The organism is Pelomonas baiyunensis, assembly GCF_043555935.1.
Lineage (GTDB): Bacteria > Pseudomonadota > Gammaproteobacteria > Burkholderiales > Burkholderiaceae_C > Pelomonas > Pelomonas baiyunensis.
Map to the genome: position 1 here is coordinate 975,586 of NZ_JBIGIB010000001.1, position 13,384 is coordinate 988,969.

Annotated in this window: 12 protein-coding genes; 8 read left to right on the forward strand and 4 right to left on the reverse strand. The window is 67.9% G+C overall.

The window, feature by feature from the left end; translation table 11 throughout:
• Positions 1-63 precede the first annotated feature (63 nt).
• From ACG01O_RS04360 to ACG01O_RS04375, 4 genes are read left to right on the forward strand one after another with little or no spacing between them, the layout of a single operon-like run.
• Complete coding sequence (locus tag ACG01O_RS04360) at positions 64-1,023, forward strand: branched-chain amino acid ABC transporter permease (RefSeq protein ID WP_394382514.1); 960 nt, start codon at positions 64-66, stop codon at positions 1,021-1,023.
• Positions 1,023-2,318, forward strand: coding sequence for a branched-chain amino acid ABC transporter permease (locus tag ACG01O_RS04365; protein ID WP_394381720.1), 1,296 nt, complete (start codon positions 1,023-1,025; stop codon positions 2,316-2,318). The genes ACG01O_RS04360 and ACG01O_RS04365 overlap by 1 nt, the downstream gene beginning before the upstream one ends.
• Entirely contained in the window at positions 2,315-3,091 is a 777-nt protein-coding gene (locus tag ACG01O_RS04370; protein WP_394381722.1) for an ABC transporter ATP-binding protein, read from the forward strand. The genes ACG01O_RS04365 and ACG01O_RS04370 overlap by 4 nt, the downstream gene beginning before the upstream one ends.
• Positions 3,088-3,798, forward strand: coding sequence for an ABC transporter ATP-binding protein (locus tag ACG01O_RS04375; protein WP_394381724.1), 711 nt, complete (start codon positions 3,088-3,090; stop codon positions 3,796-3,798). The genes ACG01O_RS04370 and ACG01O_RS04375 overlap by 4 nt, the downstream gene beginning before the upstream one ends.
• A gap of 27 nt (positions 3,799-3,825) precedes the next feature.
• On the opposite strand, the gene ACG01O_RS04380 is transcribed toward ACG01O_RS04375, so the two are convergent.
• Positions 3,826-4,395 carry a diguanylate cyclase domain-containing protein gene (locus tag ACG01O_RS04380; protein ID WP_394381725.1) on the reverse strand — a complete coding sequence of 190 codons (570 nt, stop codon included), beginning with the start codon at positions 4,393-4,395 and terminating at the stop codon, positions 3,826-3,828.
• Positions 4,396-4,621: 226 nt separating this feature from the next.
• Between ACG01O_RS04380 and ACG01O_RS04385 the strand changes: the two genes are divergently transcribed.
• Genes ACG01O_RS04385 through ACG01O_RS04395 form a run of 3 tightly spaced genes read left to right on the forward strand, consistent with a single transcriptional unit; the run spans position 4,622 to position 8,317 of the window.
• Positions 4,622-5,176, forward strand: a complete 555-nt coding sequence (locus tag ACG01O_RS04385; protein WP_394381727.1) for an ECF-type sigma factor — start codon at positions 4,622-4,624, stop codon at positions 5,174-5,176.
• Between the two features lie 36 nt (positions 5,177-5,212).
• Positions 5,213-7,891 carry a serine/threonine-protein kinase gene (locus ACG01O_RS04390; RefSeq protein WP_394381729.1) on the forward strand — a complete coding sequence of 893 codons (2,679 nt, stop codon included), beginning with the start codon at positions 5,213-5,215 and terminating at the stop codon, positions 7,889-7,891.
• Positions 7,892-7,921: 30 nt separating this feature from the next.
• Complete coding sequence (locus tag ACG01O_RS04395; protein WP_394381731.1) at positions 7,922-8,317, forward strand: hypothetical protein; 396 nt, start codon at positions 7,922-7,924, stop codon at positions 8,315-8,317.
• A gap of 30 nt (positions 8,318-8,347) precedes the next feature.
• Here the strand turns inward: ACG01O_RS04395 and ACG01O_RS04400 are convergent, their stop codons facing one another.
• Both ACG01O_RS04400 and ACG01O_RS04405 read right to left on the reverse strand, forming a co-directional pair.
• Positions 8,348-9,199, reverse strand: a complete 852-nt coding sequence (locus ACG01O_RS04400) for a J domain-containing protein (RefSeq protein ID WP_394381733.1) — start codon at positions 9,197-9,199, stop codon at positions 8,348-8,350.
• 86 nt (positions 9,200-9,285) lie between these two features.
• Positions 9,286-11,469 carry a sodium-translocating pyrophosphatase gene (locus tag ACG01O_RS04405; RefSeq protein ID WP_394381735.1) on the reverse strand — a complete coding sequence of 728 codons (2,184 nt, stop codon included), beginning with the start codon at positions 11,467-11,469 and terminating at the stop codon, positions 9,286-9,288.
• 153 nt (positions 11,470-11,622) lie between these two features.
• On the opposite strand from ACG01O_RS04405, the gene ppa reads away from it, so the two are divergent.
• Positions 11,623-12,153, forward strand: a complete 531-nt coding sequence (gene ppa / locus ACG01O_RS04410; RefSeq protein WP_394381737.1) for an inorganic diphosphatase — start codon at positions 11,623-11,625, stop codon at positions 12,151-12,153.
• A 55-nt stretch (positions 12,154-12,208) separates the two neighbouring features.
• Here ppa and ACG01O_RS04415 read toward each other — a convergent pair whose 3' ends face one another.
• Positions 12,209-13,360, reverse strand: coding sequence for a GNAT family N-acetyltransferase (locus ACG01O_RS04415; protein ID WP_394381739.1), 1,152 nt, complete (start codon positions 13,358-13,360; stop codon positions 12,209-12,211).
• Between the last annotated feature and the right edge of the window lie 24 nt (positions 13,361-13,384).

A 13,384-nucleotide genomic window follows, 5' to 3' on the forward strand; every position in this document is an offset into this window, starting at 1 on the left:
GGCCTTTTGGATCAAGTCTTCATCAACCTGCTGAACGGTCTGTCGTCCGGCCTGCTGCTCTTCATGCTGAGCTCGGGCCTGACGCTGATCTTCAGCATGATGGGCGTGCTGAATTTTGCGCACGCCAGCTTCTACATGGTGGGCGCTTACGTGGCCTATTCGCTGGTGGGCGTGGTGGGGTTCTGGCCCGCGCTGCTGCTGGCGCCAGTGCTGGTGGGTTTGCTGGGCGCGGGGTTTGAGCGGTTCGCCTTGCGGCGGGTTCACAAGTTCGGCCATGTGCCGGAGCTGCTGATCACCTTCGGCCTGTCTTACGTCATCCTGGAGCTCGTGCAGTTGATCTGGGGGCGCACGGCGGTGCCGTTCTCGCCGCCAGAGGCGTTGCAGGGTTCGGCGTTCACCATCATTTCCTCGCCTGCGCAGGGCGTGTCCTTCGTGCTGGGCAAGGCAGGGCCGGAACTGTGTGCGGCGGCCTTGTGCTCGACCTTCCCGCTGACTCGCGCGTTCATGATGCTGGTGGCCTTGCTGATGCTGGTGGCGCTGTGGTTGTTGCTGACGCGCACCCGCGTCGGCTTGGTCATTCAGGCGTCGCTCACGCATCCGGAGATGGTGGAGGCCTTGGGCCACAACGTGCCGCGCGTGTTGATGCTGGTGTTTGGCAGTGGTTGTGCACTGGCAGCGCTGGCGGGCGTGATCGGGGGCATCACCTTCGTGACCGAGCCCAACATGGCCGCCATCGTCGGGTCCATCATCTTCGTGGTGGTGGTCGTGGGGGGCATCGGTTCTCTGGCGGGCGCTTTTGTGGGCTCGCTGGTCATCGGCTTGCTGCAGACGCTGCCGCTGACGGTGGACGCCTCGCTGGCGTCCGCGTTGACGTCGCTCGGCGTCACCGTCACGCCGCAAACGCCGGGCTACCCCGTGCTGCGATTGGCCTTGAAAGATGTGGCGCAGATCCTGCCGTACCTGCTGATGGTGCTGATCCTGATCTTCCGGCCCAAGGGCCTGCTCGGCACGCGGGAGGATTGATGTCCAAGCCCAAGGAATTCCATTTCAAACCGCTCAACGTGGGGCGGTGGCTGGTGTGGGGCTTGTTTGCCCTGGCGCTGCTCGTGGCGCCGCGCATCTGGACGAGTGGCCTCGCGCAAACCATGCTCACCCAAATGGGCATCGGCATCATTGCCTGCCTGGCCTACAACATGCTGCTGGGGCAGGGCGGCATGCTCAGCTTCGGGCACGCGGTGTACAGCGGCATGGGGGCGTTTCTGGCCATTCACGCGCTCAACATGGCCGGTGCGGGCACGCTGGGTTTGCCCGTCAGCCTGATCCCGCTGGTGGGCGGGGTGGCAGGCCTCGTGGTGGCTGCCTTGCTGGGCTATGTGTCGACCAAGAAGGCGGGCACGCCGTTCGCCATGATCACGCTGGGCGTGGGTGAACTCGTGTTTGCGCTGGCGCTGATGCTGCCGGAGTTCTCCGGCGGCGAGGGCGGGGTGTCCAGCAACCGCGTGGTGGGGCAGCCGGTGTGGGGCATCAGCTTCGGGCCGCAGATCCAGGTGTACTACCTCGTGGCGGTGTACTGCTTCATCTGCACGGCGGCCATGTTCGCGCTGACGCGCACGCCGCTGGGCCGCATGTTGAACGCCGTGCGCGACAACCCCGAGCGCGTGGAGTTCGTGGGCTACGACACGCACTGGGTGCGCTTCATGGCCTTCACCATCTCCGGCTTCTTTGCCGGCATCGCGGGCGGCCTGGGTGCCATCAACACGGAAATTGTCAACGGCGAGGTGCTGCATGCCACCCGCTCCGGGGCCTACCTGCTGTTCACCTTCCTCGGCGGGGCCACGTTCTTCTTTGGGCCCATCATCGGCGCGGTGTTGATGGTGATCTGCGGCGTGCTGCTGTCCGAACTCACCAAGGCGTGGCTGCTGTACCTCGGCCTCATCTTCCTGTTCATGGTGATGTACGCGCCGGGCGGCTTTGCCAGCTTGATCTTGATGAACCTGCGCGTGGCTGCGTTCGGCAAGCTGCGCAAGCTCTGGACGAGCTACCTCGCGCTGGGCGGCACGGCGCTGGCGGCCCTGGTGGGCGCGGCCACCATGATCGAGATGGTCTACCACCGCCAGCTCAACGAGGCGCTGGGGCCGGAACTGCGCTTCATGGGTGCCACGCTGAACAGCGCGGGCCTGGATGCTTGGTTCGGTGCCGGCCTGCTCATCGTGGTGGGCGTGGCCTTGTTCGAGCTGGTGCGCCGCCAGTACGTTCACGAGTGGGGCGAGATCCAGGAAGACATCGAGAAAGAAATCAAGCGGAGGGAAGCGCTATGACGTTTGCGCTTGAACTGCGCGACGTGCGCAAGAGCTTCGGCAAGAGTGAAATCATTCGCGGCGCCAACCTGGCGGTTCAGCCCGGCGAGCGCGTGGCCATCATTGGCCCGAACGGCGCGGGCAAGAGCACGCTGTTCAACCTCATCAGCGGCCGGTTTGCGCCCACCTCGGGCAGCATCCACCTGCACGGCCAGCGCATCGACGGGCGCAAGCCGTTTGAGATCAACCGCCAGGGCCTGTCGCGCAGCTTCCAGGTGTCCAACCTGTTCACGCGGTTGAGCGTGTTCGAGAACGTGCGGTGCGCCGTGCTGTGGAGCCTGGGCCACCGCTATGCCTTCTGGAAGTTTCTGGCCGACCTGGAGGATGCCAACGACCGCACCGAGCAGATCCTGGAAATGATCAAGCTCGACAAGCGCCGTGACGTGCTGGCCATGAACCTGACCTACGCCGAGGCGCGCGCGCTGGAGATCGGCATCACCATCGCGGGCGGCTCCAGCGTCATCTTGCTGGACGAGCCCACCGCCGGCATGAGCAAGAGCGAGACCAAGCGCTTCATCCAACTGATTCGCGAGGTCACCGAGGGCAAGACCCTGCTGACCGTGGAGCACGACATGGGCGTGGTGTTCGGCCTAGCCGACAAGATTGCGGTGCTGGTGTACGGTGAGGTGATTGCCTTCGACACGCCGGACGCAGTGCGTGCCAATGCGCGCGTGCAGGAGGCCTACCTCGGCTCGGTGCTGGCCGAGCAACAAGCTGCAGGAGCCGCCGCATGACCGCGGGCCGTGTGCTGCAGCTGGACAACGTCCACGCCTTCTACGGCAAGAGCCACGTGCTGCACGGCGTGACCCTGCAGGTGCGGCCTGGCGAAATCGTCAGCCTGCTGGGCCGCAACGGGGCCGGGCGCTCCACCACGGTCAAGACCATCATGGGGCAGGTGGATGCCAAGGGCTCGGTGCGATGGGGTGACCAGGAACTCGTGGGCCGCAAGGCCTATGAGATCGCGCACCTCGGGTTGGGCTATGTGCCCGAGAACCGCGACATCTTCCCCAAGCTCACCGTGCACCAGAACCTGATGCTCGGGCAGAAGGGCGGCAGCAAAGCCTCACGCTGGGGCTTTGACGACATGTACCGCATGTTCCCGCGCCTGAAGGAGCGTCAGCACACCGAGGCCGGCGTGCTCTCGGGCGGCGAGCAGCAGATGCTCACGCTGTGCCGCACGCTGATGGGCGACCCGGACCTCATCATGATCGACGAGCCCACCGAGGGTCTGGCGCCCAAGATCGTCGAGCTGGTGGCCGAGTACCTGAAGGAACTCAAGAACCGGGGCATTGCCGTGCTGCTGGTGGAGCAGAAGTTGGCGATCGCGATGGAAATCTCGGAGCGCTGCTACGTGATGGGCCACGGCCGCATCGTGTTCGAAGGCACCCCGGCCGACCTGCGGGCCAACGCCTACATCCGCAAGGAGTGGCTGGAGGTGTGAGCGCCGAGCGCCGCGCCCGGCTCGGGTTCAGGGGCCGTGGTGCAGCGCGACTTGGCGTTGTGCGGCCTCGGCCAGTTCGGCGCCGGTGCGGCCGCAGTCCGGAAAGTGCGCCACGCCCATGCGCACCCCCACATACACGCGTTGCTCCGTGACGCTGTAGGCCCCGCCCAGCGCGTGTTTCAGGCGCTGTTCCACCATGGCGGTGTCGGCCGGTGCAGCTCCCTTGAGCAACACGGCGAATGCGTTGTGGCCGACTTGAATCACCTCGTCCACACCGCGCACGCGCTGCCGCAGCCGCTGCCCGGCGGCGGCGGTCATCGCCGCCTCAACGGCGCGCTCATCGGCCGATGCGTGGGCTTCAAGCAGTTCCGTTTCAATCCACAGCAAGCTCAAGGACTCGCCGCTGCGCCGGCTGTTCGCCAGCTGGCGGGCCAGCATGGGGCCGAGTGCCGCCAGCGACGCGGCACGCGGCAGCGCCGGCGCCGCGTGCTCCCCGCGCCCGGCTGCAGACGGCGTGGGAGCGTCGGCGTCCATCAAGGATTCGCTGTGCAGCAGTTCAGCAGAGGTCAGTGCGGAGGCGGTGGTGTCGGACAGCATGCGGTGCGGACAACGGGAAGGGCTGGGTGGGTGAGGGCCAGTTCGCCTTTCAGCTCCGGCACTTGCCGGCCTCCCTGGAACATCAAGGCGAATTGGCCCTCGCTTTCATGAACGCAGCCGCACGCCGCAACCCGACATCGGCAACAAACCTTTTTTTGATTTCCCCGCACTGCCGTCGTGTTTGCACCGGGCAAGAGGCGCCTGCGCTGCCGGTAGAGTGCGGCCGGTGCAAGACATCACCCAATTGCTCAAGGCCGCCCAAGCGGGCGACCGCGCCGCCGCCGACCAGGTGGTGGCGCAGCTGTATGCCGACCTGCAACGCCTGGCGCGCAGCCAGATGCGCCGCTCGGGCGACCTGACCCTGCTCGACACCCAGGCTCTCGTGCATGAAGCCTGGCTGCGGCTGGACGGCGTGCCGGCGGTGGACTTCCCGGACCGGCGGCATTTCCTGGCCTATGTGGCCCGTGCGATGCGCAGTGTGGTCATCGACCTGGTGCGTGCCCGCCAAGCCGAGCGGCGCGGTGGCGGCGTGCAGGCGCTGACGCTGAACACCGCCCTGGCCGACCTCGTCCCGCAGAGCGAGGAGCACGTGCTGCGCGTGCACGAGGCGCTGGACGACATGGCGCAGGTGGAGCCGCGCCTGGCCCAGGTGGTGGAGATGCGCTACTTCGGCGGCTTGATGGAGCAGGAAATTGCGCAGGCGCTGGGTGTGACCGAGCGCACCGTGCAACGCGACTGGCAGAAGGCCAAGATCTTTTTGGCCATGAGCCTTCAGGGCTGAGATGCGGCGCCCAACACCGGCCGCGGAGTGATGACGATGGACAAAGCCCGCTGGCTGGCCCTGAGCCCCTTGCTGGACGAACTGCTGGACCTGGACGGCCCGGCGCGCGCCGAACGACTGGCGGCGCTGGCCGCGCAAGACCCGGCACTGGGCGAGGAACTGCGCCGCTGCCTGGCTGCTGAAGGGGAGGCGGGGCAGAGCGATTTTTTGGAAGCGCCCGCCGTGGCGGCACTGAACATCGCGGCGCCGGGCCCGGGCATCGAGCAGGAAGGGCAGCTCATCGGCCCCTACCGGCTGGAGCGACCCATCGGCCAGGGCGGCATGGGCAGCGTCTGGACGGCCACGCGGGCCGATGGGCGCTTCGAAGGCCGGGTGGCCGTCAAGTTCCTCAAAGCCGGGCTGTTCGCGGCCGGAGACGCCGGGCGCTTTGCCCGTGAAGGCCAAATCCTGGCGCGGCTGTCGCACCCGCACATTGCGCGGCTGTTGGACGCCGGCGTGCAGGAGGGCCAACCCTACCTGGTGCTGGAGTTTGTGGATGGCCAGCCGCTGGACGCGTACTGCCGCCAGCACCGGCTGGGTATCGAAGCGCGGGTGCGGCTGTTCCTGGATGTGCTGGCCGCCGTGGGCCATGCCCATGCGCGCCTGATCCTGCACCGCGACCTCAAGCCCAGCAACATCCTGGTCACCCCGCAGGGCGAGGTGAAGCTGCTGGACTTCGGCATTGCCAAGCTGCTGCAGGACGAGGCGCAGGCCACCGAGGGGGCAGGTGCCACCGAGCTGACGCGGCATGCCGGCAATGCCTACACGCCGCAGTTTGCCGCGCCCGAGCAGGTGCAGCAGGCCGACGTGACCACCGCGACTGACGTGTACGCGCTGGGCGTGCTGCTGTACCTGCTGCTCAGCGGTGCGCACCCCACTCAGGCGGACACGCAGACGCAGCTGGATCGCCTCAAGTCCATCGTCGAACACGTGCCGCGTGCCTTGTCTGAGGCGGCCGTTCGGCAGGGCGACCCGATCACGGCCTCGCAAGCGCGTGCGCTGCGCGGGGATCTGGACACCATCGTGGCCAAGGCGCTCAAGAAGGCGCCGAGCGAGCGTTACGCCAATGCGCAGGCCTTGGCGGACGACCTGCAGCGCTGGCTGGCGCATGAGCCGATTGCGGCCCGACCGGACAGCCGGCTCTATGTGCTGGGGCGCTTCGTTCGCCGGCACCGTTGGGCGGTGGCGGCAGGCTCCGCCGCCGTGGTCGCGCTGCTGGGCTTGACCGGCGTGTCGGTGCTGCAGGCCCAGCGTGCGCAGCAGGCCGAGGTCCAGGCCGAGGCGCGCCGCCATCAAGCGGAAGACCTGCTCGTTTACATGCTGGGGGAGTTCGCCGAGAAACTGCGGCCGATCGGCCGGCTGGAGCTGCTGGACAGCGTGGGCAGCAAATCCTTGAGCTTCCTGGCTGACGACCCGCGCGCGAGCGCCACCGAGCGGCTGCAGCGGGCCAAGGCCTTGACCGTCATCGGCGAAGTGCGCGTGACGCGCCGCGACCTAGATGCGGCCCTGGAGCCGTTGCGCGCCGCGCGGGCGCTGCTGCAGGGGGACCCGCCGGAGGCCGCGCAAACGGCGGCGTGGCGCAAGGCGCAGGGTGCCGCGGCCTTCTGGCTGGGCCATGTGATGCTGCTCAAGCGCGACTTGCCGGCGGCTCAGCAGTCGTTCGAGGACTACCGCGTGGTCAGCGCGCGCTGGCTGGAGGCGCTTCCCCAGGACATGGAGGCCGCGGTGGAGTTGTCGTATGCCTACGCCAACCTGGGCAGCATGGCCATGGACGCCGGACGATTGACCGATGCCGACGGGGCCTTCACCCGATCGATTGCCCTCAAGCGCCAGGCCCTGCAGGCGCTGGACGGGGCGCGACGGGACGGCCCGACGGCTGAACTCGCCAACAGCCTCAGCTACCTGGGCACCACCCAGCTCTGGCGCGGGGAGTTCAGCGCTGCGCTGCGCACCTTTGGCGAGGCCCTGGCCGAGATTGCCCCGGTGCGTGAGAAGCACCCGGGCGATGGGCTTTGGTTGTTCCGCGAAGCCATGCTGCACCGCTGGATGGGCGAAACCTTGCTGACCCAGGGCCACCCGGAGAACGCCCAGGCGGACTTGCAAGCCGCCGTGGCCCTGCTCACCAAGGCCACCGCGCTGGACGCGACCAACAAGACCTGGCAAATCGACCTGCTGGTGACGGAACTGATGGCGCAAGAGGCCCGCTTGCGTGCCGGGCATCCGGGCACGGCTGCCGAACTCGCAGCCTTGCGCGCGCGACTGGAGCAGATCGAGCAAGCCGGTGGCCAACCCCAGCAATTGCGGCGCCTGCCAGACCGCGCGCGATGGGCCCGGCTGCATGCGGCACACCCCAGCACGCGCCCGGATGCCGCCGACGCGGTGTTGCAAGAGACACGGCAGCGCCTGCGAGACGGCCTGAAGGCCCGGCCCGAGGATGAGCGTCTCGCCCGAGCGCTGGCCTGGCTGGACCAGGCATGGCTGGCGCGCACGCCGGCCACCGCTGCGGCGTATCGCGATGTTTGCGACGCCGTGCTGACGGATGTCAGCGGGATGCGTGCATTCCTGCGCACAGACCAGGCGGTCACGGCCACCTGGCTGGCTGCACAGTCGTGCCCCGGGCGCGAGCCCGATCCCGAGACCGCGCAGGTTCGGGATTGGCTGGCGAGCCGCCGTTGAGTTCATCCCCATCCGCAGAGAGGACGTCCCATGACCACCACCGCCATCACCACGTATTACGTCCAGGGCAAGATCAGCGCTGACGGCAACTATGCCGACTGCAGCTACTTCCTGGACCAGGCCGCCAAACAACCCGTCGAGGGCAGCACGCTGAGCATTTCCTACGGCGAAACGGCCTGCGCCATCGCGCAGGCGGATGGCTCTGAACTCGTGTTGCTGGGCGCCTCGTTCAAGACCTTGGGCCGCCCCCCGGTGATGACCGACAGCAATTTCAGCGCCACGGACGGCACGGGCTCGCTGCAGGTGCCCATGCCGCCCAGCACGGTGGTCACCAAGGGCATCGTGTTGCTGTTCTCCAAGGCCGGCAGTGTGGATGGCCTCTACGCCAGCTCCGACCCGGAGCTCACCAACGGCAGCGGGCTCTGAAAGGCCAGTGCCGCTCACGGCGGCGCTGCCTTATTGCGGGCCCCGCCCGGTCATGCGCTCGTAGCGGCGGCGCAGGAAGTCGGCCGCGAGCCCCGCATCGGCGCCCACGCGTTCGCCGATGTAGAGCTCCTGCCGGCGCTCCGCAATCTGCGCACGCAGCCGGTTGGCCATGATCTCCAGCGGCTTCATGCCGCCCGCTTCGGCCCGCTCCACGGCCACGCGCAGTTCGTGCATCTGCTGGGCCTGCAGTACCGCCATCTGCGCCTGCACGATGCGAATGCGCCCCTGCACCATGTGCTCGCACAGGCCGATCCAGGCGCGCACCGCGTCGGCCGGGCCGCCGATGACGCGTTCGGGCAGCTCGCCGGCCGCCAGCAACAGGGCTTCCAGGCGGCTGCGGTCGCCGGCCTCATAGGCCTCATTCACCACCATCATGCGTTGCTCGCACACCTCGCGCTCCGGGCCGGACGGGGCCAGGTCGGGGTGAAAGCGCATGGCTGCGCGCCGGTACAGCGTCTTCAGGCTGGGCGGGGGCAGGTCGGTCATGGGGCCGGTGGGCTCCGGCGGCAGGGGCGTGGCGTCTGGCAGGGCCGGAATCTCCGGCCAGGCCTTGACGCGCGGCTGGGCCGGCACCGGCACTTCCACGCCTTGCCGCTGCAGTGTCTCGGCCAGCAGGCTGGTGGCTTGACGCAGCTGTGCTTCCAGCTCGTCGAGTTCGCGCATCAACGGGCCCAGGGCCTCCAGGTAGCGCTGGCGAAAGCCCAGCAACTTGGCCCGGGCGCCGTCGTGGTCGGCTTCCAGCACGGCGAGGTAGCGCTGCAGGTCCTGCAGCTGCTCGCGCCGCCGGGACAGCTCGTGCCTCGTGATTGCCATGCTCGCCATGGGATGCGATTTTGCCTGTGCCAGACGCAACTGCGGCCCGAGACGCGGGGGCGTTCGGGCCGCTTTTGACGAGATTTACCGGGGCTTTACTGCGAGGCCGCCGGGGCTGCAGGGGCTGCCGATGCCGGTGCATCCATCACCGCGGGCGCGGCCGCACTGGCCGCGGCCACCGGGGCGGCCGCTTGCGGCGCATCGCTGCCGGCGGGCAGGGGCAGCAGCGGCACGATCAGCAGCGCCACGATGTTGATGATCTTGATCAAGGGGTTCACGGCGGGGCCGGCGGTGTCCTTGTACGGGTCGCCCACGGTGTCGCCGGTGACGGCGGACTTGTGCGCGTCTCCGCCCTTCTTGTGCAGCACGCCGGAGGCGTCGGTGAAGCCTTCTTCGATCAGTTTCTTGGCGTTGTCCCAGGCGCCGCCGCCGGTGCACATCGAGATGCCGACGAACAGACCCGTGACGATGGTGCCCATCAGCAGGCCGCCGAGCGCCGCCGGGCCCAGCGTCAGGCCCACGAGGATGGGCGCAGCCACGGGCAGCAGCGACGGCACGATCATTTCCTTGATGGCCGCGGTGGTCAGCATGTCGACCGCGGCGCCGTACTCGGGCTTGCGCTTGCCGGCCATGATGGCGCCGTCGGCGAACTGCTTGCGCACCTCCACCACCACGGCACCGGCGGCACGGCCCACGGCTTCCATGGCCATGGCGCCGAAGAGGTAGGGAATCAGGCCGCCGATGAAGAGGCCCAGGATCACCTTGTGGTCCGACAGGTCGAAGTTGATGTGCGCGCCACGGGCTTCCAGCGCGTGGGTGTAGTCCGCAAACAGCACCAACGCGGCGAGGCCGGCGGAGCCGATGGCGTAGCCCTTGGTGACGGCCTTGGTGGTGTTGCCCACGGCGTCCAGCGGGTCGGTCACGTCGCGCACGGCAGCGGGCAGTTCGGCCATCTCGGCAATGCCGCCGGCGTTGTCGGTGATGGGGCCGTAGGCGTCCAGCGCCACGATGATGCCGGCCATGCTGAGCATGGAGGTGGCTGCAATCGCAATGCCGTACAGGCCCGCCAGCGCATACGCCGCATAGATGGCCGCGCAGACGAACAGCACCGGCCAGGCGGTGGACTTCATGGACACACCCAGGCCGGCAATCACGTTGGTGCCGTGGCCGGTGGTGGAGGCCTGCGCCACGTGCTGCACCGGGTGGTACTGCGTGCCGGTGTAGTACTCGGTGATCCAGACCATGGCGGCCGTCAGCACCAGGCCCACCACGCACGCGCCAAACAGCGCCATCGCGTTGGTCTTGGCACCACCGGTCAGCTCCACATCACCCGGGAACATGGCCTTGGTGACGAAGAAAAAGGCGATCAGGCTCAGCACGCCGGCCACGATCAGGCCCTTGTAGAGCGCCGGCATCACGTTCTTCATGCCGTCACTGGCCTTCACGAAGAAGCAGCCAATGATGGACGCGATGATGGACACGCCGCCCAGCGCCAGCGGGTACACCACGCCGGCTTGCGCCGACGTACCCATCACCATGAGCGCACCCAGCGCCATCGCCGCAATCAGCGTGACGGCGTAGGTCTCGAACAGGTCGGCCGCCATGCCGGCGCAGTCGCCGACGTTGTCGCCCACGTTGTCGGCAATCACGGCCGGGTTGCGGGGGTCGTCTTCCGGGATGCCGGCTTCGACCTTGCCCACCAGGTCGGCGCCCACATCGGCGCCCTTGGTGAAGATGCCGCCACCCAGGCGGGCGAAGATGGAAATGAGCGATGAGCCGAAGGCCAGGCCGAGCATCGGCTTCAAGGCTGTGCTGTCATGCCCGCCGCCAATGGCGAGGTAGAAGCCGCCAACGCCCAAGAGGCCCAGGCCCACAACGAGCATGCCGGTGATGGCGCCGCCCTTGAAGGCCACATCCAGTGCCGGGCCGATGCCCTTGGAGGCAGCCTGCGCGGTGCGCACGTTGGCGCGCACCGAGATGTTCATGCCGATGAAGCCGCAAATGCCCGAGAGCACCGCGCCCACCACGAAGCCCACCGCCGTGGTGGTGCCCAGACCCGACACGGCAATTGCGATGGCCAGCACCACGCCAACCATGCCGATCGTGCGGTACTGCCGGCCCAGATAGGCCGCCGCGCCTTGCTGGATCGCCGTGGCGATCTCCTGCATGCGGGCATTGCCCGCGTCTTGGCTCAGGATCCAGCTTCGTTGAATGAAGCCATAAAAAACGGCCGCGAGGCCACAGGCCAGCGCGAAATACAGCGCCATCTCCGTCGACATATAGAAAGTCTCCTCAGGTGCGTGTCATCTGTGGCCCCGAGCGGGCTGCCGGGGGCCTGCGCGGCGGAGCTTAAGTGCCGACTTCGGCGTGTAAGGGGAGCGTTTACCAGCAAACCTAGAATCGGGGTTTTCCTTAGCACTAGAACCACGAGCATGAGCCTGCACAACGTGTCCCCCGGCGCCAAGGCGCCCGACGAGTTCAACGTCATCATCGAGATCCCGATGAACGCCGACCCGATCAAGTACGAGGTCGACAAGGAAACCGGCGCGCTGTTCGTCGACCGCTTCCTGACGACGCCGATGTACTACCCCTGCAACTACGGCTACATCCCCCGCACGCTGGCCGATGACGGGGACCCGGTGGACGTGCTCGTGATCACCCCGTTCGCGCTGCAGCCCGGCGTGGTGGTGACCTGCCGGCCGCTGGGCGTGCTGATGATGGACGACGAAGCCGGCGGCGACGCCAAGCTGCTGGCCGTGCCTACCAGCAAGATCCTGCCGATGTACGACCACTGGCAGCAGATCGAAGACGTGAACCCGGCCCGCCGCGCGGCCATTCAGCACTTCTTCGAGCACTACAAGGACCTGGAAAAGGGCAAGTGGGTCAAGGTCAAGGGCTGGGAAGGCGTGGACGCCGCCAAGCGCGAGATCACCGAAGGCATGGCCAACTTCGCCAAGGCCTGATCGGCACCCAAGCCGAGCCCGCTGTCAAAACGCCGCATTCGCGGCGTTTTGTTTTTTAAGGGCCCGTGGGCGGCGCTTTGAACGGCCCGTGCTCGTTCAACTCGCCCAGATAGCCGGCCATGGCCTCACCCTCCCGGGCCAGGAAGTCGTTGACCGCGTCGGCAAACGACGGGTGCGCCAGCCAGTGGCTGGACGCGGTGGGCGTGGGCATCAGGCCCCGCGCCATCTTGTGCTCGCCCTGCGCGCCGCCCTCGAAGCGTTGATACCCATGGGCGATGCACCAAGCCAGCGGCTGGTAGTAGCAGGCGTCGAAGTGCAGGTTGGGAATGTGCTCTGTCGCGCCCCAATACCGGCCGAACGCGGCCCGCCGTGCCGGGTCCAGCGCGATCAGCGACGCCGCCACGCGTTCGCCGCCTCGCCGGGCGGTGAACATCAGCCAGTGCTCGGGCATGTCGGCCGCCATGCGGGCAAAGAAGTTGCGGCTGAGGTAGGGCGTGCTGCGGTGCTCGCGGTAGGTCTGCTGGTAGCAGCGGTAGAAGTAGTCCCAGTCGTCCGCCGTGATGGCGGCGCCCTCCAGGGCCTCGAACACCACGCCAGCTTCGCGCACGCGGCGCTGCTCTTGCTGGATTTTTTTGCGCTTGTCGCGCTGCAGCCGCGCGAGGTAGGCCGTGAAGTCCGCATCACCGTCGGCCGTCCAGTGGAACTGCACGCCGGCCCGAGGCAAGCAGCCGGCGCCGGCCAGAGCAGCCTGGTCCGCAGCGTCGCCGAACAGCACGTGCAGCGATGATGCTTGGGTCTCGTTGGCCAACCCGCGCAGCGCCTGGGCCAGCAGGGCCCTCGCATCGTCGTCCACCGCGAGCAGCCGGCTGCCGGGCACTGGTGTGAAGGGCACGGCCACCAGCAGCTTGGGGTAGTAGCGCAGGCCGTGGCGGCGGTAGGCGTCGGCCCAGGCCCAGTCGAACACGTACTCGCCGTAGGAGTGGCTCTTCAGCCACGCCGGGCAGGCCGCCAGCAATGCATCGCCGTCCCACGCGCTCAGAAACATCGGCTGCCAGCCGGTGTCGGCCGTGGCGGAGCCCGAGTCGTGCACCGCCTGCAGGTACTCGTGGCGCATGAAGGGGGTGGGGTGTGGCGAGCGGGCCAGCAAGGCGTTCCAGGCCTCGCGGGGCAGGGCGGCGGGAGAGTCGTCGACGCGAAGGGTGGGCATGGGGCGTATTGGAAGGGCTCCGGG